Origin of the sequence: Marinilabilia sp. (genome assembly GCF_016278715.1) — a bacterium.
In the GTDB taxonomy this organism is placed as follows: domain Bacteria; phylum Bacteroidota; class Bacteroidia; order Bacteroidales; family Marinilabiliaceae; genus Marinilabilia.
In genome coordinates, this window is record NZ_JADQBH010000130.1 from 11701 (window position 1) to 38462 (window position 26762).

Sequence of the window (26762 nt, forward strand, 5' to 3'; positions counted from 1 at the left end):
CCTTTCGGTATAACAGAGATGCGAAATGTGATGAGAAATTTGATTAGCGTTTTTTTTGCATTTGTATTGATTGCCACAAATGCGTGTAAACCAATCCAATCAGATTTAGATGATATTCAGATTGCATTTCTGGCCGATTCGCATTTGAATGATATTTATGTCGCATTTGAAGACTGTGATTATAAAGGTGTCTTTAACCCTGCGAACGAGAAGTATGTAAATATTCGTACAATGGCATCGCAGCTTCATTCTACGCGTATTTTTAATGAGAACTATTTTGCGTTAAGAGCAGCGTTGGATGATATTCTGAAAAGGGGTATTGAATTCGTTGTGCTTCCAGGTGATTTTAGTGATGATGGACAACCATATAATGTTAAAAAGATACGAGAAATACTCCGATCTTATACTTCCAAATATGGAATTCAATTTTTTATTATAACAGGCAATCATGATCCTGTTGGTCCATTTACAATGGATTCCGGGAAACCCGATTTTTTGGGTAAGGATGGCAGGCCTCAAGCCATTATGAGTAAAGAAGGATTTTACAATTCTCAATTACCGCATGATCATCCTGTAGTTGTGACGAAGGATGTTTCTAAGCTGGGTTATGAACAGATTGTAAATATTTTGAACGACTATGGTTTCTTTCCTCAGAAAGATTATAAATATTGGGAAACGCCATTTTCTTCCTATAATTACGAAGATTATAAATTTAACCAGGCTGTTTTTCAATCATCCATTTCACAAAGGTCTTATTTGGTGGATAGTTTAGGTAGGAGGTTGCCTGATGTTAGTTATTTGGTTGAGCCAGTGGATGGTTTGTGGTTGTTGGCCCTTGACGGGAATGTGTTTTTACCTTCAGAAAAAGAGGATAATAATTTTAAGAGAGCTTCGGTTAAAGAGGGAGGGGAATATTCTAATGTTATTAGATATAAACCCTATCTGATAGACTGGGTCACAAAAGTTGTTAAAGAATCTGAGCGGTTGAATAAGACTTTAATTGTATTTAGTCATTATCCAATGATTGATTTTTATGATGGAGCTGTCGAAGAATTGAAATCATTGTTTGGAACGGGGAAGATGCAATTACACAGAGTGCCAGACAAGAACATTGCGGATCAATTTGCAAAAGCTGGCGTTAAAATTCATTTTGGGGGTCATCTGCATCTTAATGATACCGGGATAAAGCACTATGAGGATGGATCTTTTTTGGTGAATATCCAGGTTCCTTCACTTGCCGGATATCCTGCTGCATACAAAATATTAACAATCAAAAACCCAGGTGAAATGATTATTGAAACAGTAAAGCTGGATTCAGTTTCTGGGTTTAATAATTTATTCCCCCTGTATGAGAAGGAGTACGCCTATTTGCAAGAATCCGGGGCAGAGGATATTTGGAATAAAGATATATTAAGCTCAAAGAATTATGGGGATTTCCTGAATTGGCACTTAAAGGAATTGGTTCGATTACGATTTCTCAAGAGAGATTGGCCTGAAGGTTTTAGGAATTTTATGCTTAATGCAGATGGAGTTGCGTTACAGAAATATGCCGGGGTCGATAAAATTGATACAACTGTCAGCTTTAAGTGGGCCGGGTTTGATATGATTTTTGATTTTTACAGGGTTTTAAATGCAGATCATTTAGCTTTAAACGACATAGGTTCTCAGCGAATCGCCCAATATAAATCCATTATTAATGCAGAATTAACAAAATCTTGTGCTCATAAACCGGATGTGGATTCTTTGAGCGTTGATTTTCATTTGTTTGTGCGGGTTTTTAACGATCTGCTTCATGGCGAACCCTCTGATTTTTTTAAAATCGAACTGGAGAAAGGGATAATTGTTGACATTAATCCTGAATAAATCTTTCATCTTGAGCCATTATATAACTGCGATTGGTTGCCTGTTGGTGAGTACTCCTCTTCTCGTTATTCATTTTTTCCCATTTAGAGTTCTTTGTGGGTAACTTAGTACGTCCATTTTTTTCTGGAAAGAAAATGTTTGTTATGAAATGTTTTTTTGACCAGTTATGTGAATGTATGTTAAAGGGATCTCTTTGTCCCTTTTTTTCATTTTCCTTTTGTACAAATCATTCAAGAATCTGAACTGTCCGGTCATTATTCTATAATTTATTGGAGGTTGGATGAAATGTCTATCATTTTGAATGAATAATCCTGGTGAAGATATATTACAAAATGTAAAATTGTGCATTCAAATCTAAATAAAATTTCATGAAAAAAATCACTTTAAAATTAGTAATGATAGCCCTTATATTAGGTTATTCATTGAACATTTGGGGGCAGGATATTAATTTATCCGGTACAGTAGTAGATGCTCATGGGATTTCAATTCCCGGTGTATCTGTTGTTGAAAAAGGAACCTCAAATGGAACCATTACGGATGTTGATGGAAAGTTTTCCTTAAGCGTACCTTCAGAGGCGCAGGTGTTGGTTTTTTCTTTTATTGGTTTTGAAACACAAGAAGTTTCAATTGATGCGAACACCACCCAGCTCAATGTAGAATTAACTGAGAGTGTTGTCTTTCTTGATGAGGTTGTAGCTGTTGGGTATGGAAAAATGACACGAAAGGATGTTACCAGTTCAATCACAACTGTTAAGTCTGAGGATTTAAACGTTGGGGCGTATAGCGATCCTTCTCAGTTGTTGCAGGGGAAAGTTCCAGGATTAACTATTACTCAAACTTCCGACCCTAACGGTAGTTCATCCATTACTTTACGCGGAGCTTCCACTTTACGAACAGGTGAAGCACAAGAACCCTACTACGTAATTGATGGAATTCCGGGAATGTCACTTTCGCTGGTTGCGCCTGAGGATATTGAAAGCATCGATGTGCTTCGTGATGCTTCTGCTACTGCAATTTATGGGTCAAAAGCAGCCAATGGAGTTATCATAGTTACAACAAAAAGAGGGAGTAAAAACGGTAAAACCAGTGTAAGTTACAGTAGTTATATTGCTGCCGACAATGTGTTGTCGAATTTGGATATGATGACGGCTAGTGAGCTTCGTGCCTATGCGTCAGCCAATGAAATCACTCTTCCAAATGATGAAGGGGCTGACACAGACTGGCAGAAAGAAGTTCAACGTACTGGATTTAGTCAGAACCATAATTTTTCTATGAATGGTGGTGACGAGGAGACCAGTTACAGTGCAAGTGTTAATTATATGGAAAAAGAAGGGATAATCAAGGGGACTGAGATGGATCGTATCATTGCACGTTCTTTCTTAGAAACCACAACCCTGAACGACCGTTTAACATTGTCATTTAGCCTTAATGGAAGCATTACGAACAATCATAATGTACCAATTGGGACTCAGGGAACCAGTGTACTTGATGCAATGAATTATTATTCTCCATTGGTTCCTGTTAGGAATGAAGATGGCAGTTGGTACGAGGGTTCTGGTATATCACAGAATTACAATCCGATGTCTATGATCAGGGAAGATGAGTACAATACAGAGAGCAAAAGGTTGCAGGGTGTCACTAAAGCTTCTGTAAAGCTTTTTGATGGATTACTCTATAATTTAAGTCTTTCGCATCAGAACGAGCAAAATATTTATAGCAATTATAACACCTCTGATTCTCAGATTTATTCATCTGAAAATGGTTTGGCTAGTCGCACAGCGGTAGAAAACAAGAAAACTGTATTCGAGACTTATCTGAATTATGATAAAACTTTTAATGAAACACATAAGCTTGGAATAATGGCCGGTTATTCATGGGAACAAAATGATTATAACGATGGATTTGGGCTTACAGTTTACAATTTCTATAATGATGACCTGAAATACTATAACCTTGGGTATGCCAACAATATGGATATCTCTGGAATCAATAGTGGCTATACTCTTTCTACACTGCGTATGATTTCCTTTTATGGTCGTCTGAATTACAGTTACAATAGCAAATACTTGTTCCAGGCAACAATGCGTCGTGACGGTAGTTCTGCCTTTGGGGAAAACAATCGTTGGGCTACATTCCCCTCTGTTTCAGCTTCCTGGCGTATGGTTGAAGAAGATTTTATTAAGAATATGAATGTTTTTGATGATTTGAAATTCCGGGTAGGCTATGGTGTTAGTGGTAATTCATTAGGTTTTGACGCATTTACAGCAATCCAGACCTATGGCGCTTCAGGATGGTTTACTTATACGGATGCCAACGGAAATACTTCTGATTATCGTACTTTGGCTGCAACAAGCAATGCAAATCCCGATTTGAAGTGGGAACGTACCAGTATGTTCAACATTGGAATGGATTTCGGTTTCTTCAAAAACAGACTCACTGCGACTTTGGAATATTACGATAAAAGAACAAAGGATTTGATATACAGTTATGCAGTATCGACCAACCGCTATCCATATGGAAGTATGCTGGCTAATGTTGGCGAGATTAGCAACAAGGGTATTGAATTATCGTTGAATGTAATTCCTGTTGAAACAGAAAAATTCCGCTGGGAATCATCGTTTAATCTTTCTCATAATAAAAATGAGGTAATAAGTCTCTCTAATCAAACTTATTCGGTTGATTACATCAATGCCGCTAATCCAAATATTGGTGGTTACTCTACTGCCAATGTTCAGCGCATTATGGAAGGTGAAGCTATCGGAACTTTCTATATGTGGGAGTGGGCCGGATACAATGACAGTGGCGTTTCTCAATTTTATGTACATGATGCTGAAACCGGGGAACGAACAGGAGAATTTACGACCAGTCCTCAAGAAACAGATCGAACTAAAGTGGGGTGTGCACAGCCTAAGTTTACTTATGGTTGGAATAATACTTTTACCTATAAAAACTGGTCACTAACAGCTTTCTTACAGGGAGTAACGGGTAATGAAATTTTGAACTCAACCCGGGCTCAGTATAATTATGTTGCTTTGGTTGCAACAGGAAAGAATGTGTTAAGCGAAGTGGCTACCAATCAGAATTTTGCAGATGTAAATGCACAGGCTCCATCTGACAGATACCTTGAGAAAGGTGATTATTTGCGTTTGTCAACCTTGTCTTTGAACTATAACTTTGGAAAGATTGGAGAGTTCATTAAAGGGTTAAATGTTTATGCTACCGGCAATAACTTATTTACTATTTCCAAATATAAGGGACTTGATCCTGAAATATCGTTAGGTGGTCTGACTCCGGGTATCGACAGTCGTGAATATTTTTATCCACGAACCCGTACTTACATGCTCGGCCTTAAAATCAACTTCTAATACTTGAATTCTATGAAAAAATTGAATATTAAACTGTTTCTGTCAACTGCGATAATGGCTTTTGCTACTGGTAGTTGTACAGATTTAGATGTGGATGTAAATTCTCTTTATACGTCTTATCCGGATTCAGAAATTGCCATCGAAGCCAAAACGGCTGATGTTTATTATGCATTTCGTGGTATGTTAGGTCGTCGTTATAATGAGGCAATGACATTCTCTTCTGATGAGTGTATGGGCGTAAGTTTTGATGGAGATTATTATGACTCAGGGAACTATGCTCATCCAAGCCTGCATGATTTTATGCCTGATGATGCCTGCATGGGATATTGGTATGATCTGGCTAGTGGAATCACAAAGTGTAACCAAGTGCTTGTAGAATTTGGTGGAAAAGAAGAAGAAGTAATTGCACCAATTAGGGCTATTCGTGCTTTCTATCATTTTATTTTGATGGATAGCTATGGTGATGTGCCTATTTTAGATCATGTTCTGGAGGCAGATGAGGCTTTGGAACGTAGCTCCCGCGCTGATGTTGCTGAGTGGATTGAATCTGAATTATTGGCAGTTATTGACCATATGACCACTAATGTGGATGCATCAACTTATGGCAAACCTACGCGTTGGATGGTTGATGCTCTTCTTGCAAAGTTGTATATCAATTGGAATGTTTATACACAAGATGTTACCAGTTCAAGTTGGTCGGCTCTCGCAAATAATGAAAAATTGGATGACTGCGTGGCGGTATGTGATGACATTATTCAATCCGGAATCTTCAATATTAATGACGATTACCTTGAGAAGTTTTATCCAACCAATGGTTCACATATTAAAGATTTTATTTATGCGATGCCTTATACAGCAGCAAATCAAGATGGTTTGACCTATGGCCGCTTCCGTACCTGGCGTAAGGGAGATTCTGATGGAGATGGAGGTGCTGGTCTTTATGGAATTAAACTGGCTAAGTCATGTGCCGGTAATTTCGCTATGAATCCGGAATTTGCCGATTTATTTAGCTTAGAAGGAGATCGTAGGAACAATGCGATATTTAAAGATGCATTGTATCAATATGACCCTTCTACTTACCAGGTGACATCAACTCCATTTGAATATAAGGGAGAGCAGGTTGTTTTAACTAAGGATATTTCGCTGGCAGTAGTGGATGAAAATCTGAATGTAGGAGCAAATGTATCCGGATGGTCACAAGGCTATCGCTTTAATAAGTTCATTATGGATCCTAATGATTTTGGATTATACAGTCGTTGTCAGGACAATGATGTTCCGATCTTCCGTTATGCCGATATCCTGCTGACTAAGTGCGAGGCAATTCTTCGTGGTGCCACAGCCACAAATGGGGATACACCTATGGGGCTGTTTAATCAGATCCGCACCTATGTAAATGCACCCACTTTAGCGTCAAATCCCACACTGGACGAGCTGCTTGATGAACGGGGTCGTGAGTTCTTCGATGAAAACTGGCGCCGTAATGACCTGATTCGTTTTGGACACTTTGAGGATGACTGGGGGTTCAAACACACGGTCAATCCCAGTGCCAAAACCGATTATACTAAAAGGATATTCCCGGTTCCTACAGGTGTGCTAAATGAGAATACCAACTGGACTCAGAATGAAGGGTATTAACTTCAATCTACCAAATAAAAGGAGGAGGTTCCTCAAAACATCCTCCTTTTATTCTATTCGAATAAAAATTACTTTTTAATTGGCCTAATGGAGCTTATCATGTTTTTATATCATTTCCTTTTGTGATTTTAACGATATAAAAAACATGAACGTTTCATTCATCTATAGCGCTTTTGAGAGGTCGGGGATGCTTTGGCTTAATATAAATTAGCCTCTGAAAACTAAAATACATTGTTTCTGTGTGTGCGAAAGTATTGTCCTGTCTCTCATTGTTTTCAAAATCAATATTCATATCGCTGATGATTTTAAAGTATTTTTTCTTCCGGGTTATCGGGGCGCTGTTTTTTCTTTTTCTGGGGTTATCCTGTGAGATAAAGAAGGAGGTAAGAATCTCAGACAGCAAGTTTGCAAAAAAAGTATATCCTCTACTTGATACCAATCATTCGCGGTGGTTCTTTTTTTCTTCTGCTTCCCGACCTTTTGGGATGGTTAATTTAAGTCCAGATACAGAAATTGATGGAGCCTGGGGCAGCGGATACCGATATAATACGGATACTGTAAAAGGTTTTAGCCACATTCATGCCTGGCAATTGGCCGGACCATCCATTATGCCGATAAATCCTGATGTAATGGATAAGAAATCTGTATTTCACGATTTTTATTCCAGTTTTAATCACCAAACCGAACAGATATTCCCAGGTTATCATCAACTTTTGCTGGATAGATATCAAATCAAAGCGGAGCTTACTTCAACTAAACGGGTGGGTTTTCATCGCTATTCGTATGATGAAAATATTGCTTTGCTTTTTAACCTCAATGGACAATTGGGTCCAAGCTTCATGAATCATGGAGTTCTTTCTACATCGGAGGAACCAGATCTTGTAACAGGGCAGGTAACCAACCTGCCTACATTCCGCCGGCCAAAGCCCTGCACGGTTTTTTTTGCGGTGAAGTTTAATATCCCCGTTGAAGAGATTAAACAAGATTCTTCCACAGGTAATTATGTCGTTTATTTTGAAAATTCCAGGGCAAAACCTTTAATGGCGAAATTTGCTGTATCATATACCTCTGTGAAAAATGCTGAGATTAATTTGAAAGAGGAAATACCCGGATGGGACTTCGATCAGGTTGTTGAAGAATCGTTAAACGAGTGGGATCGTTGGTTGTCACGAATTGAAGTTGAAGGAGCTTCTGTTGAGCAACAGCGACGGTTTTATACCGACTTATGGCATGCTTTACAAGGACGCAGAATTATTAGTGATGTAAATGGAGCTTATCCTGATAATACCGGGAAGGAATTCAGAATAGGACAACTTCCGCTGAATGATGAAGGAAAGCCATTGTTTAATCATTATAATTCCGATTCGTTTTGGGGGGCTCAATGGACCCTTAATACTCTTTGGGGGTTGGTTTATCCTGAAATGATGGATGAATTTGTTCACTCATTGATGCAATACTATGATGATGGAGGAGTGATACCAAGGGGGCCTTCGGGAGGAAATTACACCTATGTGATGACCGGAGCCTCGTCAAGCCCTTTTATTATTAGTGCTGTTCAAAAAGGGATTGTGAAAGATGATTTTGACATTATTTATCAGGCACTCAGGAAAAATCAATTGCCTGGAGGTATTATGGATAAGGTCGGTTATGAGCATAATACCAGTATAGGAGGTGGGTTGTCGTACTATATGGAAAAAGGGTTCGTCCCTTATCCGTTGTCAGATATTATTTATGGGTCACATCAGGATGGTGCCAGCCAAACTTTGGAATATGCTTATCAGGATTGGGCATTAGCACAGATGGCTGGAAAAATGGATAAAACTGATGATGCCTTGTATTTTTTAAGTCGGAGTTGTAACTATAAAAATCTGTTTGATTCAATAAGTGGTTGGATACGGCCTAAGAACAAAGAAGAGGAATGGAAAGCAGATTTTGATCCGTATCAGATTGAGAATGGTTTTATAGAAACGAATGGTGCACAAAATACCTGGTTTGTTCCTCATGATATTAAGGGCCTGAGTCAGTTGATGGGGGGAGATGAGGCTGCTTCCACAAAATTAAACCAGGCTTTTTTAGAGGCTGAAAAACTTGGTTTTACTGCCGGGCCATCGCATGAAAGAGAGACGCATCCCGAATATAGCCGAATTCCGATTAACTATGGGAATCAGCCCTCTATTCAAACAGCCTTCATTTTTAATTATCTGGGGAAGCCATGGTTAACACAGTATTGGTCCCGCAGAGTTACTGAAGAGGTTTATGAGGGTCTTAGTCCTCAACGGGGTTACAATGGTGATGAAGATCAGGGTATGATGGGGTCATTATCTGTTTTAATGAAAATTGGGTTGTTTTCAATGAAGGGGGGATGTTCACTGGAACCTCAGATAGAGTTGGGTAGCCCTGTTTTTGATAAAATTACCATTAAACTCAATCCTCGTTATTATTCTGGGAAAGAACTAGTGATAGAGGCCCGAAACAACTCAGCTCAAAATAGATATATTCAATCGGCCCGCTGGAATGGAAAGGAACTTCACAATTGGTATATTCTGCACAATGATATCGTTAAAGGAGGAACGCTGATTTTGGAGATGGGCAAAGAGCCCAACGAGCAATGGGCTACTAAATAGAATTTATTTAACTTATCTGGTAATATGAAACGAAGTCTTAGAGTCATATTGATTTTGGCATTGATAACAGCATGCGCTTCACCAAAGAAACAGCCAGCCTGCGTTATCGGAAATCCTTTGATGGATGGATATTTTGCTGATCCTTGTATTGTGAAAGAGGGCGATACTTTTTATATCTATGCTACGATTGATCCCTGGGGAGGGGAGGAATTAGCGGTCTTTTCAACAACCGACTTTTCTCATTTTACGCGTCATCATCTAAGTTGGCCTACTAAACAGCAATGTACAAGTGCCAGTTCCAACAACTCGATGGTCTGGGCTCCATCGGTACGAAAAGCCCCCAATGGCAAGTATTATATGTATGTTTCTGTAGGGAGTGAAATTTGGGTTGGTATAAGTGATAGTCCATTAGGCCCCTGGGAAAATGGGAAAAGCGACAATACGCCATTGATTGCGGCAGGAGATTTTCCAAAAGTACATAACATTGATGCAGATTGTTTTATTGATGATGATGGTCAGGCTTATCTTTATTGGGGTTCCGGATTTCATTGGGTAAATGGTATTTGTATGGCTGTTAAGCTTTATCCGGATATGGTTTCTTTTAGCGGTGAGCCATTGGATGTTACACCTGATCATTATTTTGAAGCGCCAAACATGATTAAACGTTTTGGGAAGTACTACCTGATGTTTTCCGACGGTAAAGCTATTGATGCTACTTATAAAATCGGATACGCTGTGGGAGACAACCCACTTGGGCCATTTTATGATGGAGCGAGCAGTCCAATCTTAGAAACAACAGCAGATAGCATTACTGTTGGACCAGGGCATCATGCAGTGTTTTCCGAAAATGGACAAGACTATCTGTTGTATCATCGCATTTTTCCTCAGGAAGAGAAATATGTATTGCGTCAATTATGCATCGATAGCTTGAATTTTGATGAAAAGCATAACATCAGAAAGGTAAATCCACAAGGTGTTGTAGGGTTTTTGGAGTGATACGCGAGTTCTTGAGCTTAATCTTTATGTTCGTTAAAATGAATTGAAAATGAAAGTATTGTTAATGATAAAAAACAGATGTCTAAATAAATGGGGCTTATTGTTCATTTTTCTGGCCTTTTCAATATCATTAAAGGCACAGAACTATAAGTTTGTCGATCCTTTAATTGGCTCGGAGGGTTTAGGGAATGTTTTTATTGGGCCATCAGCACCTTATGGAATGATAAAACCCGGCCCCGACAATGATGTGAAAGCCAATAGTGGTTATTCGGCAGATGCCAATCGGGAGATTTATGGGTTTAGCCAGGTTCATGTTAGTGGCACCGGAGGAGGGCCAAAGTATGGAAATATATCTGTAATGCCATTTTTATCAGAAGATGGCTCCATTTCATTAGATCAAACTTCCCTCAGAAGCGAAGAACAAGTTGAACTCGGTTACTATAGTGTTAATCTTAACAGATGGAATATCCAAACACAAATTACCACATCTGACCGGGCCGCTTTCTATCATTTTTCATATCCGAAGGGCGTCAAGCGATTTGTAAAAATTGATTTAGGAAAGTTCCTGGGTGAACCGTCAATACCTAACCCAGAGGCCCGAGAATCGCAACAATTTGTTAGCTCTGAAATTGAGATTGTGTCCGATTATGAGGTTCGTGGCTATAGTAGGATTCGAGGTGGATGGAATAATGGGGGTGCTTATTCTGTTTACTTCTCTGCAGTTTTTGATCAGCCTATTACAGAGTTTTCAACATGGAAGGGAGAGCGTCTGTATCCTGATCAAAAAATTCAAATTGATACGGGAGAGAAAACCGGAGCTATACTTGCTTTTTCAGGAGCAACCAATGATATACAAATGAAAATAGGTATTTCATTTTTGAGTGAGTTGAAGGCCCGCGCTAATATCGATAGTGAAATAGCTCATTGGGATTTTAATCAGACGCATAATCAGGTACAAGAGAAATGGGAGTCGATCTTTAAGCGGCTGGAAGTAAATGAGGATGCTTCGGCAGAGCTTAAAACCATGTTATATACCGGATTGTACCACACAATGCTTATGCCAGTGGATCGAACCGGGGAAAATCCTCTTTGGGAAAATAATTCGCCATACTATGATGATTTCTATGCCATTTGGGATACCTACCGTTCATCTAGTCCTTTAATCACATTGTTAACGCCATCGCGTCAGGTTGCTATTATTAATAGCATGCTGAACATCTTTAAACGTGAGGGTTATATGCCCGACGCTCGTAGTGGTAACTATAATGGACGAACTCAGGGTGGTTCAAATGGAGAGGTAGTAATTGCGGATGCTTTTGTTAAAGGGTTGGATGGCATAAACTATAAACTGGCATTAGAGGCCATGCTAAAAGATGCTTCCATTCCTCCTGGAAATACTGAGGAGAAGGAAGGTCGAGGTGGTTTAACCGATTATAATCGGTTGGGGTATGTTTCCACTGATTTTGTCAGGGCCGGAAACCGGACTCTTGAATATGCCTATAACGATTACTGCCTGGCTATAGTTGCTAAAAACATAAAACGCAGAGGAGAATACTGGCGGTTTATTAAACAGGCTGATAACTGGCAAAATCTTTGGCGCGATATAGAAGATCATGGATCCAGAGGTTTTATTATGCCCAAAGACGCATATGGAAATTGGGTGGATAGCATTCAGTGTGATGCAAAATACGGAAGGACAAGCTATGTTCGCTACACCCCGGTTATGCAGGATTGGCCAATTTGTGTATGTTGGTGGTGCGGCTTTTTCTACGAAGCCAGTTCATGGGAATACTCTTTGTCGGTTCCTCACGATGTGGCTAAATTAGTGCAGTTGTCGGGCGGGAAATCCGCCTTTCAAAAAAGACTGGATACTTTGTTTGATAAAGGTTTGTATAATGTTGCCAATGAGCCATCCTTCCTTAGTCCGAATTTGTATCATTGGATTGGACGTCCGGATTTAAGCAATGAGCGAATTCACGCCATTATTGATCAAAATTACAATAGCAGTCCCAGTGGGATACCTGGAAATGATGATTCAGGTGCCATGTCTTCCTGGCTGGCATTTCATATGATTGGTTTATATCCCAATGCTGGTCAATCGTACTATTTAATTAATGCGCCTTATTTCGAGAAAATAACCATCCATCAAGAGAATGGTAAAGACTTTATAATTGAGGCCAGAGATTTTTCATCAACGAATAAACATATTCAATCGGTACAGCTAAATGGTGTTGATTATACCAGATCATGGATTGAGCACAGGGATATAGTTAATGGCGGAATTTTGGTTCTAAAGATGGGGGCAACACCGTCCCCAAAATGGGGGACAGAAATATTACCGCCTTCCTTTTCAGATAATGAGATGTAATTTTGAAGAATCGGAATTCATTAAAGAACTACATTAAATTTAAAAATGTATGCAGGTGAGAAAGTTAATGATGATGGTCTTCTTTTGGATATTATGTATCGCTATGGTTCAGTCGGCTGAAGCAAGGTCTTATAATATTCGTGACTTTGGTGCTATTCCGGATGGTACCACGTTAAATACCGAAGCCATACAGAAAGCAATAAACAAGGCTTATGTAAAAGGTGGAGGGAGGGTGATTTTTCCCTCCGGAAAATTCTTAACCGGGAGCATACAATTAAAAAGTAATGTCGAACTCTATTTAGAAGAAGGCGCTCTTTTATTGGGGAGCACAAGTCCGTTTGATTATTTTAAAGCAGAGGGAAACGAAAAGACACATCGTCCAAAGACTGATGACAATTCTGAGTTGGGACTTATCCTGGCCATTGAGGCGAAGCATGTTAAAATTTCGGGACAAGGAACCATTGATGGGCAGGGATTGGCTTTGGCCTTGAATGGGGATAGTCTTCATCATGCAGGGATATTGGTGGATAAAAATTATAATTACAGGAGGATGCGACCTGGCGAACTGGTTCGTCCCAAGTTATTCCGTTTCCTTCAATGTGAAAATATAGAGATTAAAAACTTAACCTTAACCAACAGTGCCAATTGGGGATTGTCATTTGAATTATGCAAGAATTTGGTTCTGGATAGTCTGACAATCATCAATCGCGCCTACTGGAATAACGATGGAATAGATATTACAGATTGTAAAAATGTAAAAATCACTCATTGTAATATTAATTCTGCAGATGATGGAATTTGTCTCAAATCATATCATCCTAATGCCTGTAGCGATAGTATTAATATTGCCAACTGTATCGTTAGAAGCAGCGCAAGTGCCATTAAGTTTGGAACCGGATCCTTTGGAGGGTTTAAAAATGTGACCATTGAAAATATTAAGGTGTTCGATACTTTTCGTTCTGCAATAGCCATAGAATCAGTTGATGGTGCGGTAATTGAAAATATTGTGGTGAAGAATATTGTCGCTAAAAATACCGGCAATGCCTTATTTATTCGTTTGGGGCATCGGGGAGGCCAAAAACCCGGGATGATCCGAAATATTCATATCTCGGATATGCAGGTTGAAGTTCCGTTTAACAGACCTGATATTGATTATGACTTACGCGGACCTGAGGTTGATTTTTTTCATAATCCATTTCCATCATCCATTGCAGGGATCCCGGATAATAAAGTTGAAAATATCACAATCGAAAACATAACAATTACTTATCCTGGCAGAGCCACAAAAGGAATGGCCTATATTCCGTTAAGTGACTTAGATCGGGTTCCGGAACAAATTAAGAAATACCCTGAGTTTTCAATGTTTGGAGAACTTCCCGCTTGGGGGTTATATGTTCGACACGCAAGTAATGTTGTGTTAAAGAACATTCATTTGAGACTTGAGGATAAGGACTATCGACCGGCATTTGTTTTTGATGATGTAACTAATTTGCGTATAGAATGCACCAAAATTGAGAATGCAGGTTCACAAGCTCAGTTTGTTTTAAAAGATGTAGTGAATCATAAGATTGAATTTCCGGCTGAAATCATATCAATCGGTAAATAGGAAACCACATGAGAGTTATTTTTCATCTATTACTGATTTGGGGCCTTGGCAGTGTCCTTGTTAGCTGTACGACTAATTCAAGTCCTCATCCTGAGAAATCATTCGCTGATGATTTGATTAAAAGGATAGTTCCGGAATATGCCGATCAATTTTCGGTAGAACATATACCTTCTGATTCTTCAGATTGGTTTGAAATAGAATCCGTTAATAATCAAATTGTTTTGAGAGGGAATAATGGTGTTTCCATTGCCTCGGCACTGTATTATTATTTAAGAGAATATGGTCATTGCCAGATCACCTGGAATGGAACGAATCTTAAATTACCTGAAAAACTTCCTGTTGTGGAAGGAAGAATCCGCAAAGATAGTCCTTATGAATATCGTTACTACCTGAATTACTGTACCTTTAATTATAGTATGAGTTGGTGGGACTGGGAGCGCTGGGAGAAAGAGATAGATTGGATGGCTTTGCACGGAATTAATATGCCCCTGGCCATCACCGGACAGGAATATATCTGGGATCAGGTCTATCGGTCTTATGGTTTTACCGATTCGGATTTAGATCCTTTTTTTAGTGGTCCTGCTTACTTTTCCTGGTTTTGGATGGGAAATCTGGATGGTTGGGGAGGACCTTTGCCTAAGCGTTGGAAAGAAAGTCATAAAGATTTACAGCTTAAAATACTTCAACGTGAGCGTGAATTAGGCATGAAACCTGTGTTGCCGGCATTTACAGGTCATGTGCCGGCCTCTTTTAAAAAGTATTTTCCGGATGCCAAATTAAAACGAACCAATTGGGGGAACGATTTTGAGGATACATACATCCTGGATGCCGGAGATGCTTTATTTGCCGAAATCGGCAAAAAATTTCTGGAAGTTCAGTCAGAGGTGTATGGAACCGATCATTTGTACTCTGCCGATACTTTTAATGAGAATGAACCGCCCACTGATGATCCGAAATATTTAGCAGAGCTTAGTGACAAAATATTTGAAGGCATGAAGTCTGCCGATTCGGATGCCATCTGGGTGATGCAGGGTTGGTTATTCTATAGTCACCGTGATTTTTGGAAAGCCCCTCAGATTAAAGGCTTGTTGAGTACCATACCTGATGACCGGATGATTATTCTTGATTTGGCAGCTGAAATAGAACCGGTATGGAAAAGGACTGAGGCTTTTTACGGCAAGCAATGGATCTGGAGTATGCTTCATAATTTCGGAGGTAATATCAGTATGTTCGGACGAATAGAAAATGTGGCCCATAATCCAGCAGAAGCCTTACATGATGAAAATTCCGGCCAGTTGAAGGGGGTAGGATTAACAATGGAAGCTATTGAGCAAAATCCTGTTTTATATGAATTAATGACCGACAATATCTGGCGGGATACGCCCATTGATCTTGATTCCTGGTTGAAAAAGTACATAAAAAACAGATATGGAAGAACGACCCCGGATCTGGAAAAGGCATGGCAAATACTGGTTCAAACGGTGTATAATGGTCAAGTCATCAGAGACGGGGCTGAGTCAATTATTGTAGCCCGACCAACATTTGAAGGTTATAGAAGATGGGCCCGTACTAAATTAAATTATGCACCGGAATTTCTGCTTCCAGCCTGGGATTTATTTGTAGGATCAATGGATGATGGCAATCAGTACGAAGGCTTTCTTTATGACCTTGTTGATCTTTCCCGCCAGGTTTTAGCCAATTATGCCTTGCCCGTGCAACAACAGATGTCCCTGGCCTTTAAAAATAAGGACAAGGAAAAATTTGAGCAGTATAGTCAGGAGTTGCTTGTACTCATTGAAGATTTGGATCGTTTATTGGCTACCCAAAAAGATTTTATGCTGGGTCCCTGGCTGGCACATGCCCGAGAATGTGGATTTACGGTCGAAGAAAAGGATTTATATGAGCAAAATGCCAGAGATTTAATAACATTATGGGGAAATGCTGATAACCGGTTGCACGAATACAGTAACCGTCAATGGAGTGGTTTATTAAACGATTTTTATAAACCGCGTTGGGAGCAATTTATTTCTCAGGCTAAAACCGACTGGGATCATTTCGATCAAAAAGCCTTCGACAAAAACATTAAGCAGTGGGAATGGCAATGGGTTTTGTCAAAAAATGAATTCCCCGTTAATCCTCAGGGTAACTCATTTGAAATTGTTGTTGAACTGTACAAAAAATACAGGGATAAGATTGTACCATTAACCAATATTCAACCTCAAATAGATTATAATTATTAATATGGAAGGAAGTATTACCAAGAAGCAGGAACGTTTTCTTTCGTTGGATGTGTTTAGAGGACTGACAATAGCTTTAATGATTTTAGTAAATACACCCGGGACGGGAGCTGAAATATATGGATATTTAATCCATGCTCAATGGCTTGGATTTACTTTGGCCGATTTGGTTTTTCCTTCCTTTTTGTTTGCTGTAGGGAATTCATTGAGCTTTTCGATGGTGAAGATGAAGTATGCTCCGGGCAGGGAGGTATGGTTTAAGATTATTAAGAGAACCATTATTATATTCTTGTTGGGGTATTTAATGTACTGGTTTCCATTTTTTAAGATTGGTGAAGCCGGTGACTTAATTCTGAAGCCAATTTCAGAAACCAGAATAATGGGAGTGCTTCAGAGGATTGCTCTTTGTTATTTTTTTGCTTCAATAATTTTCTATTATCTGTCCGAAAAGGTCGCAATCATTCTTTCGGTCCTAATTCTTTTGGCCTATTGGGGTATCCTGTACCTTTTTGGAGAGCCCGGCTTCGAATTGGAGATGGTTACCAATGCTGCATCAAAGTTTGATTTGTCAATTCTGGGTTTGGGGCATATTTATAAAAGAGACAGCATCCCCTTTGATCCGGAGGGCTTACTGAGTACCTTACCTGCTATTGTCAATGTTGTTATGGGCTATATTGCCGGGATCTTTATTCAAAAGAAGGGGAAATCTTTTGAAGGAATCGCACAGCTTTTGATGGTTGGCTTTGCATTGACTTCACTGGCTTTATGGTGGGATTTAGTCTTTCCAATTAGTAAAAAGCTATGGACCAGTTCTTTTGTGCTGTACACTGTAGGCATAGATTTTGCCATCATGGCCATCCTTATATATCTTGTTGAGATAAAGAAAGAGAAGGCTGGTGTTTCATCTCATGAAAATTATGTTTCCTTTATGGGTATTCGGTGGAACTCTCCGATAATATCCTCCCTGGTTGAGCGAATATCCTCAGGATTTGTTTCATTCTTTGATGTGTTTGGAAAGAATCCTCTGTTAATTTATTTGTTTTCAGAGTTGTTTTTTGTAACCCTTTGTCTGATTTCGGTCGGAAATGATTTAAATGCATTTGAATGGGTCAGTGAATCAATATTTCAGAATATAGCACCTGGTGCATTTGGGTCTTTATTGACTGCAATTGCATACATGTTGATTTGTTGGTTGTTGGGATATGTGTTGCATAAAAAGCATATATATATTAAGATCTAGTTAGAGTCTATCCATAAACTAAGCAAAGTTTGTTTTTGGTCATGTGTCTGGTCAAGGAGTGCCAATTGCAATCCTTGAACTTTAAAGAACAAACTCTGGACTTTATGAAGATACATTAGTTAATGATATGATATTTATTCCCTATTTTTAAGATTGGATATCCAATCAAATAAAAACCTATGAAGGTAACCGTTAGCGTCTTATTTATATTCTCACTGGTGTTTTCTACAAGTCTTTATGCCGAAGATATTAAGCTGGAGCATTATAGTAGGGATAATGGTCTGTCGCATAATTCTGTTCGCCATATTGTGCAGGATAAATTTGGACTACTCTGGTTAGGAACTTTTAAAGGCCTGAATTGCTTCGATGGACAGCGGTTTACCGCTTATTTGAGCAACTCAAAATTGAAAAATGGAATTCAGGATGATGACATTACAGCATTAGTGCTTGATGAGGATTCGGATGTTATGTGGATTGGAACAAGAGGAGGACTCACAAAATTTAATTTAAGAAATCATCAGTTTACTACATTCCTTCACGAAAAAGATAATCCCAAATCAATTCCGGATTCTGAAATCAGGTCAATTTATATTGATAAATATAAAAGGATATGGATTGGTACTAAAGACAGAGGTTTGTGTATTTATGATGAAATAAACAATGAGTTTTTTAAGGTGCCTCTTGATGGCTCTCTTTATATCAAAACAATATTTGAAGATATAAATGGTCATATATGGATTGGAAGTTTTGAAACTGGCGGAATTTCAAAGATAACTCTGGATGAGAATGGCAAGATTTTAGCTATTCAATCATATACCTTGTCTGTTCCCGGGTTAAAAGTTGATAATCCTTATGTCTATTTTATTTTTCAGGATGATAAATCTGATTTGTTTGTAGGAACCCGAGAAGGCCTGTTTAAATGGAATAAGCAAGATGATGTTTTTGAGTTGCAGCCTATTCATGACTCAATATTCAGAGAAACCATAGGACCGTATTTTACTTGTATTACGCTGGCTCCGGATGGGAAATACTGGTTAGGAACCCTTGGGGGGATTGTTGTTTGTAATCGGTTGGAAGGTATCGCGAAAGGGAATTTTCAATGGTATTATTCGAAACAGTCAGAAAAAACATCGTTGGTTGATAATTCTGTTTCTGCGCTCTTTTTTGATAACTCAGGATTACTTTGGATTGGTACCGATAATGGATTGGATAAGTATGATCCCTTTAGAAATCAGTTTAAAACCATTAATTCGTTTTCCTTAGTCGTAGAGGGTAAAATTCCCCGAATATCAGATTATGCCAAAACTTATGACGGCAAATTAATAGTGGCCACTCACAATAGCGGATTGTTTATAAAAGATAATAATCAGTTTAAAGAAATTAAGGTCGCTAATAATGATGTGTCTGGTATTTACACACCCGATGGCAAAATTTTTTATTGTGGCTTGTGGTCTGGTAATATATTAGTGGTCAATTATGTAACCAATACTTCGAAGTTATTGGATGTTGGGTTTAAACCCGTACCTGTTTTTGCGTTTAAAAAATTGGCCAGCGGTAATTTAATAATCGGCTCTCATGGGAGCGGTGCTGTAATTCTAGATCCAAAAAATTTTAACGTTGATTCTACCCTTCTAAAAAAGTTTCCTAACATTGAAATAAATCAGGTTACAGCCTCAAAAGACGGTGTAATATGGCTCGCTACCGAAAACGGAGTGATTACTTTTAATCCGGAAAATCATCAGACAAAAATCTATTTATCAAAAGATGGCGAAATTGAAGGGCTAACCAACAATAGTGCAAAGGCGGTTTGCATAGATGACTCTGGGACTGTCTGGGTATCAACCCGGATGGGGTTAAATTTTTACCAGGCAGCTATTGATGACTTTATGCATGTTGAAAGCCCCAGGGAATTGCGTGAAAACTGGATTACCGATATTGTAAAAGATAAAGATGGCATTTTGTGGTTAAACTTTAACAATGGACAGGTCGGGCGCTTTAATCCACAGAAGAACAGCCTGAATACTTATGATGTTGGTAGTGGTAATCGACTGGATATCTTTAGTAATAAAGGGTTTTTATTATATGAGGATTCGGTCGTTTATATTACCGGGAAAGATGAAATCATTCATTTTACAATTAACGATCTTAAGGATAATTTGAGGTCTGATCCTCCATTTATTAGCGAAGTGAAGGTTCAGAATAAGACGGTATTGCCAGGCGACCTGATTAAAGGGCAGGTCGTTTTGGATGAAAATATTAATTATTCACGTCGAATGGAACTGGAATATGTGAACAGAAATTTTTCATTATCCTTTTCATCACCTTCGTATGCAAATACACGATTGAATAAGTATGAGTATATGCTTGAGGGATTCGACCAAGAGTGGATTACAGTGGATGATAATTCAACGAATGTTCAATATACCAATCTATATCCCAAAGATTATACTTTTAAGATAAGGTCTGCGAATAGCAGTGGATATTGGAGCGATCTTTCCACTTATGAAATAATAATTAATCCTCCTTTTTGGTTAACATCTAAAGCCATCATTCTGACTTTTATTTTTCTAATCGGGGTGATCTATCTTGTTTATCGGCAATTGAGGAAAAGCTGGATGTTGAAGCATGAGTTGTTGATGGAGAAAGTTCACCGTGAAAGAGAAGAGAAACTGAATCAGGAAAAATTACGCTTTTTTACCAATATTTCGCATGAGCTTCGAACGCCGATTTCTTTAATCATTGGTCCGGCAAAACAGTTGGCCGAAGAAGGTTTAATCACCGATTATCAGAAAAGTCGTATGCAGCTTATTCTTCAAAATTCCAACCGATTGTTTAATCTGGTAAATCAACTTCTGGATTTCAGAAAAGCTCAGGATGGTGAGTTAAAGCTTAAAGTGTCAAAAACAGATATCCTTGCATATACACAAAATATTTTTCATTCATTTGATGGTTTGGCCAAAGAAAAGGCAGTTAACTATCAGTTCATCTGTGAATGTGATGAGATATCAGGTTGGATTGACACAGATAAATATGACAAAATATTAAGCAATTTACTGTCAAATGCGCTAAAGTTTACCCATAAATTTGGGAGCGTTGATCTGTTTCTCGGAATCATAAAAACTGAAAAAGGATTAAGAAAACTAATCGTTGAGGTTAGTGATGATGGGATTGGGATTCCGGAGGAGAGCCATAAAAAAATTTTCACAAGGTTTTATCAGGTTGAAAGCATGAAAGATAATCATACCGGAAGTGGAATTGGTTTATCCCTGGTCAAATCATTGATTAAAGTTCATAAATCTGACATTCAATTAAGCAGCACTCCTGAAAAAGGGAGTGTGTTTACACTTGAAATTCCCGTTGAGATGGAGTTTTATGAGGAGGATGAGATTTTTGATTATGAAAAGAAACCTGTCGAATCAATGTTGCCTTTAAATCAAAAGGTTAAGAAAAAGAGCAGCTCTACCGAACTTAAAATGAAAGTCTTAATAATAGAAGATAATCAGGAGTTGAGGGATTATATTGCTGATTGTCTGTTGGAGAATTACAAAGTTTATAAAGCCGAAAACGGAGAAGAAGGGCTGAAGATCTGTCGGCAAGTAAAACCAATAATTTGTATTGCCGATGTTATGATGCCTGTCATGGATGGCTTTGAATTTTGTAAAACGCTAAAAAATGATGAGCGGATTAGTCATATTCCGGTTATCTTATTAACTGCACTTGCCGATAGTGAAAATCAAATAAATGGCTATAAGTTAGGGGCTGATGGATATTTAACTAAGCCGTTTGACCCATTACTTTTAAAAACCCGGGTCGATAATATTGTAAAGGTACGATCTGACCTTAAGAAAACTTTTTCGGGGGATGTTGAAAGTTCTGTTGAGCTGTTAACCCACTCTCCGGTAGATGAGGAATTCTTAAAAAAAATAACTGCGATTCTTGAGAATAATTTAAGGGAAACTAACCTGACTGGTAATTTTTTGTGTTCTACGCTGGGGATTAGCTCCTCAACTCTATACCGGAAAGTTAAAGAGTTGACTGATTTATCACCAAATGAATTTATTAGGACCATCCGATTGAAGAAAGCGGTTCAGCTACTAAGATCCAAAGGTAATAATGTTTCGGAAGTGTCCGACATGGTAGGCTTTAACGATCCATATTATTTCAGCAGGTGTTTTAAGAAACAATTCGGATTCCCTCCAAGTGATTTGTTGTGAAATGATTGATAGTAATTATATAAAAGCAATTAAGCTATATGAAGAATCTTAAGTCTGTTTTAATTTCATTCTCACTGATATTGTTGATGAGTTGTCAGGTTGCAACAAATAACGAAATACTATTTAATATCGTTGACTATGGCGCTATGGCTGATGGCGTAACCGATAATGCCTTAGCCATTAAAAAAGCGATTGATGCCTGTGTTCAATCGGGTGGGGGTAAAGTGGTAATTCCCGGAGATGGGGTGTTTCTATCCGGGCCTTTTGACTTAGCTTCTGAAATGGAATTGCATGTCGAAGCCGGTGCAGTATTACTTGCCAATCCTGATACTTCGGAATATACAAAAAGTGCTTTTCGTGAAAATCCTGGCGAAGGAACAATCTGGATTGGTGGCGAGAACCTTCATGATGTTGCTATTACAGGCCTTGGTGTTATTGATGGTAATGGCATTAAATTCATGGGAGAAGAGTTGGAAGACTCTTATGAGCTTTTACCTTTTGAGGTTAAAGATCCCCGTCCACATGTGTTGACCCTTGTAAATGTCCATAACTTACGAATTGAGAATGTGACTTTCAGACATTCTGCATATTGGACTGTCCACCTGATTGGGTGTGATGATGGAGTAATCAACGGAATTACCATCGATAACAGTTTGAAAATCAGGAATAGTGACGGGATAGATTTAGATCATAGTAAGAACATCCGTATTAGTAATTGTAATATCAAAAGTGGCGATGATAGTATTTGTTTGAAAAACAGAAGAGAATTCAAAGAATATGGGAATTGTGAAAATATTGTAGTTACCAATTGTCTGATGAGTTCCCGTTCGTGCGCTTTTAAAATTGGATCGGAAAATATGGATACTATTCAAAATGTAACTGTAAACAATTGTACTATTCTTGCCAGTAACAGAGGTATTGGTATTCAAAACCGAGATGAGGGTGTGGTGCAAAACGTACTGTTTTCAAATATTATTGTTGAAAGCAGGTTTTTTAGTGATGTATGGTGGGGGAAATCAGAACCTATATATGTAACTGCTTATCGTAGAGCAAATATTGACCATAAGGATGCCAGCTGGAGATTTCCTGAAGGAGCAACAGAAGGTTTTGTGGGGCAGGTGAATGATATAACATTTCAAAATATTCAATGTCGCTCAGAAAATGGTATTTACGTAAGTGCTGAATCAAAGGACAAAATCAATCATATTCTGTTTGATGGTGTTTCGGTGGTGTTAAACAGAGTTACCGATTATGAAGGTGGAATCTACGATCGCAGACCCTGCGAAGGTGAAGGCCTGGTTAAAGCAAAAACTTCGGCTTTTTTCATTGATAACGCCAATGATGTTCAGGTTCGGGATTGTGATATTCGCCTTGGAGCCAATCCTCCATTAAATATGGGAGATTTGATTCATCGAACAAACACATCCATCCCGGGAACCAAAATCCGGTAAGCTGTTTTGGTCGATTGGTTTGTTGGATTGAAGATCAAATTCCTATATCTTCATAATGTGCAATAATGGCACAAGGGACAGAGGACTTTATTAAAAATGAATCTGTCTAAGTAAAAATAATTAGTCATGATGAAAAAAACCTCATTAATACTTCTTCTCACGTTTTTATTTAGTGGCTTTTGTATTAAAGCGCAATCCAGTCTTTCGTTATGGTATGATGAGCCTGCCAATCATTTCGAAGAGGCTATCGTTCTGGGAAATGGTAAGATGGGGGCCACTGTGTTTGGAGGTGTTCAATTGGAGAAGATCTATTTGAACGATGCAACGCTTTGGTCAGGAGAACCTTTCAATCCCAATAATAATCCCGAAGCTTATAAATACGTTGATAAGGTTAGGGAAGCATTACGAGAGGAGAACTATGCCTTAGCCGATTCTCTAAATCGCTATTTGCAGGGGGCATATTCGCAGTCGTTTGCCCCCTTAGGCACAATGTATATTGATTTTGATAATCAGGAAGCATTTTCCGATTATAAGAGAGAGTTAGATATAAGGAACGCAGTTTCAAAGGTCAGTTACGATGTAAATGGAGTAAAATATCAACGCGAGTATTTTGTGTCGCACCCTGATAAAATAATGGCAATCAAACTAACCAGCAGTAAAAAAAGGTCGTTGAATTGCACTATTCGTTTTGAGAGTCTGTTAAAGTTTAAAGCAACAGTCTCCGATGAAGTGCTAACGGTGAATGGGTATGCTCCCTATCATGCTGAACCAAGCTATAGGGGCGATATGCCCAATGCCGTTTTGTTTGATCAGGAGAGAGGAACGCGTTTTACATCCTTATTTAAAATTAGTCATAAAGATGGTAAAGTCTCTTCTACCGATAGCACACTCGTATTAAGTAATTGTAGTGAAGCAATAATTTATATTTCCATAGCAACCAGTTTTAATGGGTTTGATAAAGATCCGGCAAAAGAAGGTGTGGATAACCAGTCAATTGCCTTCACACAATTACAAAACGGCATTGAAAAGCCATATTCATCGTTAAAACAAAGCCACCTCACAGATTATAAGTCCTTTTTTAATAGAGTGAGCCTGAATCTTGAAGGGCCTGACCACAATGAATTACCAACTGATGATAGATTACTTCAATATGATAAGGGCAATGAGGATAAAGGGTTAGAGATGTTGTATTTTCAATATGGACGGTATTTGTTGATCTCATCATCACGAACCAAAGATGTACCTGCAAATCTGCAGGGTATTTGGAACCCATATATTCAGCCACCATGGAGTAGTAATTATACTGTGAATATTAATGTTGAGGAGAATTACTGGCTTGCGGAAATTGCTAATTTGTCGGAGTTGCACCAACCATTGTTGGGTTTTATCAGGAATGTATCAAAAACCGGAAAAGTCATTGCCAAAACCTATTATGGTGTAAATGGATGGACGGTCTGTCAGAATTCTGATATCTGGGCTTTGAGTAATCCGGTGGGTGATTTTGGCGGTGGCGATCCCAATTGGGCCAACTGGAATATGGGTGGAGTCTGGCTGGCGACTCATTTGTGGGAGCACTATACATTTTCTCAGGATAGTACTTATCTTAATGATTTTGCCTATGAGTTATTAAAAGGAGCTGTTACTTTTTCGTTGGAGTGGATGATTAAGAATAAAGATGGATATTGGATTACCTCTCCATGTACTTCTCCTGAAAATAAATACATTACTTCTACAGGATATCATGGATCTACGTTCTATGGAGGAAGCGCTGATTTGGCAATGATTCGTGAACTTCTAACCAGTTTCCTGAAGGCATCAAAGGTGCTAAATATTAATGGAGATTTACAACAGCGGGCGAATGATGTTCTTGCAAATATCCTCCCCTATAAGGTCGGAGCGAAAGGCAATCTGCAAGAGTGGTATTTCGACTGGGAAGATGAAGATCCTCAACACCGACATCAGTCTCACTTATTTGGGTTATTTCCGGGGCATCATATTTCTCCTATGGAAACACCTGAATTGGCCAATGCCTGTAAAACAACCCTGGAAATAAAAGGCGATGAAACAACCGGATGGTCTAAAGGATGGCGTATTAATCTTTGGGCCCGGTTAGGAGATGGAAATCGTGCCTATAAAATGTACCGTGAACTATTGCAATATGTCAAGCCGGATGCTTTGCATGTTACTCAAGAAGATCATCATGGTGGAACATATCCAAACCTTTTAGATGCCCATCCACCCTTTCAAATTGATGGGAATTTTGGAGGGGCTGCGGCAGTAATCGAAATGCTGATGCAGTCGGGTGAAGATAAAATTATATTATTACCGGCTTTACCCGATTCCTGGGTCACAGGTAGTATTAATGGAATTTGTGCCAGAGGGGGACTTGAAATTTTGCTCGAATGGAAAGAGATGAAGTTGACTAGAACTATTGTTAAGGCAAAGGTTAGCGGTAAAACAACTTTGGTTTATGGAAGCCTGCAGAAGGATATTATGCTTGAAGCTGGCCAGCAAGTTGAGGTTGCGTGGTAATGAGTATAAAGATTTATCCCTCATTTAGGTTCACTAATCCCTCAGGCAGCTCTACTTCTATGGTTTTTGCCTCTTCATCAATATTTACAATGAACTCTTCAGCCACCGGAATCAGTAATTCTCCTTTTTCTCCATGGATGATAAAGAGCGGATTCCCTGAAATGTCCTGAATGCTCTCTACTATCCCTAATTCTCCTTCGTTGATATCACTTATCCTGAACCCGTTAAAAGCCGTTATGTTGTTCACTTCCTTCTCCGAATCGATAATTTCGTCTTCCTTCAGATAGACAGCAGTGTCCATGAGATTACGGATCTCCTCTTCCGACTCCAGCAACGGAAGTTTTACCAACAGGACATTATCTGATTTGTAGCGAAATCCACCTACCCGGAAAGGAACCAGTCCGTTATCGATATCCAGAAATATAAATGACGGATTAAGATCCTGTTCGGCTATTTCAGATAGCAATCTGATGGCAATTTCTCCGGAAACACCGTGTGGTTTGGATAAGGTGCCAATATTTATGAATTCTGATTTTTTTAGCATGGGGTAAATTTACAATTTTAACAGAGATGATAAATAAAAAAATCCTCCCCAAAGTAAATTGAGAAGGATTTTGTATTAATTGGATGA

At 38.7% G+C, this 26762-nt stretch carries 13 protein-coding genes; 12 read left to right on the plus strand and 1 reads right to left on the minus strand.

Going from position 1 to position 26762, the window contains the following annotated elements; genetic code table 11:
• The first annotated feature begins 30 nt into the window (after positions 1-30).
• The 12 genes from QZZ43_RS08135 to QZZ43_RS08190 all read left to right on the plus strand — a co-directional run bounded on the left by QZZ43_RS08135 (position 31) and on the right by QZZ43_RS08190 (position 26131).
• Positions 31-1863: a metallophosphoesterase gene (locus QZZ43_RS08135; protein WP_291857798.1), complete on the plus strand. Its 1833-nt coding sequence runs from the start codon at positions 31-33 to the stop codon at positions 1861-1863.
• 368 nt (positions 1864-2231) lie between these two features.
• Positions 2232-5228, plus strand: coding sequence for a TonB-dependent receptor (locus QZZ43_RS08140; RefSeq protein WP_291857800.1), 2997 nt, complete (start codon positions 2232-2234; stop codon positions 5226-5228).
• A 54-nt stretch (positions 5229-5282) separates the two neighbouring features.
• A complete protein-coding gene (locus QZZ43_RS08145; RefSeq protein ID WP_291857825.1) occupies positions 5283-6863 on the plus strand; it encodes a RagB/SusD family nutrient uptake outer membrane protein in 1581 nt (526 codons plus the stop codon).
• 299 nt (positions 6864-7162) lie between these two features.
• On the plus strand, positions 7163-9487 hold the full coding sequence (locus QZZ43_RS08150; protein ID WP_291857801.1) for a GH92 family glycosyl hydrolase: 2325 nt from the start codon (positions 7163-7165) through the stop codon (positions 9485-9487).
• Positions 9488-9511: 24 nt separating this feature from the next.
• Positions 9512-10483 (plus strand): family 43 glycosylhydrolase, encoded by a 972-nt coding sequence (locus QZZ43_RS08155; protein ID WP_291857802.1) that lies wholly within the window; start codon positions 9512-9514, stop codon positions 10481-10483.
• A 49-nt stretch (positions 10484-10532) separates the two neighbouring features.
• A complete protein-coding gene (locus QZZ43_RS08160; RefSeq protein ID WP_291857804.1) occupies positions 10533-12851 on the plus strand; it encodes a GH92 family glycosyl hydrolase in 2319 nt (772 codons plus the stop codon).
• Positions 12852-12906: 55 nt separating this feature from the next.
• Entirely contained in the window at positions 12907-14457 is a 1551-nt protein-coding gene (locus tag QZZ43_RS08165) for a glycoside hydrolase family 28 protein (protein WP_291857806.1), read from the plus strand.
• Between the two features lie 8 nt (positions 14458-14465).
• The gene (locus QZZ43_RS08170; RefSeq protein ID WP_291857808.1) at positions 14466-16697 is read left to right on the plus strand and encodes an alpha-N-acetylglucosaminidase; all 2232 of its coding nucleotides are present in this window, start codon (positions 14466-14468) and stop codon (positions 16695-16697) included.
• A 1-nt stretch (position 16698) separates the two neighbouring features.
• Positions 16699-17934 (plus strand): DUF5009 domain-containing protein, encoded by a 1236-nt coding sequence (locus tag QZZ43_RS08175; RefSeq protein WP_291857809.1) that lies wholly within the window; start codon positions 16699-16701, stop codon positions 17932-17934.
• A 179-nt stretch (positions 17935-18113) separates the two neighbouring features.
• The gene (locus tag QZZ43_RS08180) at positions 18114-22148 is read left to right on the plus strand and encodes a hybrid sensor histidine kinase/response regulator transcription factor (RefSeq protein WP_291857810.1); all 4035 of its coding nucleotides are present in this window, start codon (positions 18114-18116) and stop codon (positions 22146-22148) included.
• 38 nt (positions 22149-22186) lie between these two features.
• Positions 22187-23599 carry a glycosyl hydrolase family 28 protein gene (locus tag QZZ43_RS08185; protein ID WP_291857811.1) on the plus strand — a complete coding sequence of 471 codons (1413 nt, stop codon included), beginning with the start codon at positions 22187-22189 and terminating at the stop codon, positions 23597-23599.
• 126 nt (positions 23600-23725) lie between these two features.
• A complete protein-coding gene (locus QZZ43_RS08190; protein WP_291857813.1) occupies positions 23726-26131 on the plus strand; it encodes a glycoside hydrolase family 95 protein in 2406 nt (801 codons plus the stop codon).
• A 13-nt stretch (positions 26132-26144) separates the two neighbouring features.
• On the opposite strand, the gene rimM is transcribed toward QZZ43_RS08190, so the two are convergent.
• A complete protein-coding gene (rimM, locus tag QZZ43_RS08195; protein ID WP_291857814.1) occupies positions 26145-26675 on the minus strand; it encodes a ribosome maturation factor RimM in 531 nt (176 codons plus the stop codon).
• Between the last annotated feature and the right edge of the window lie 87 nt (positions 26676-26762).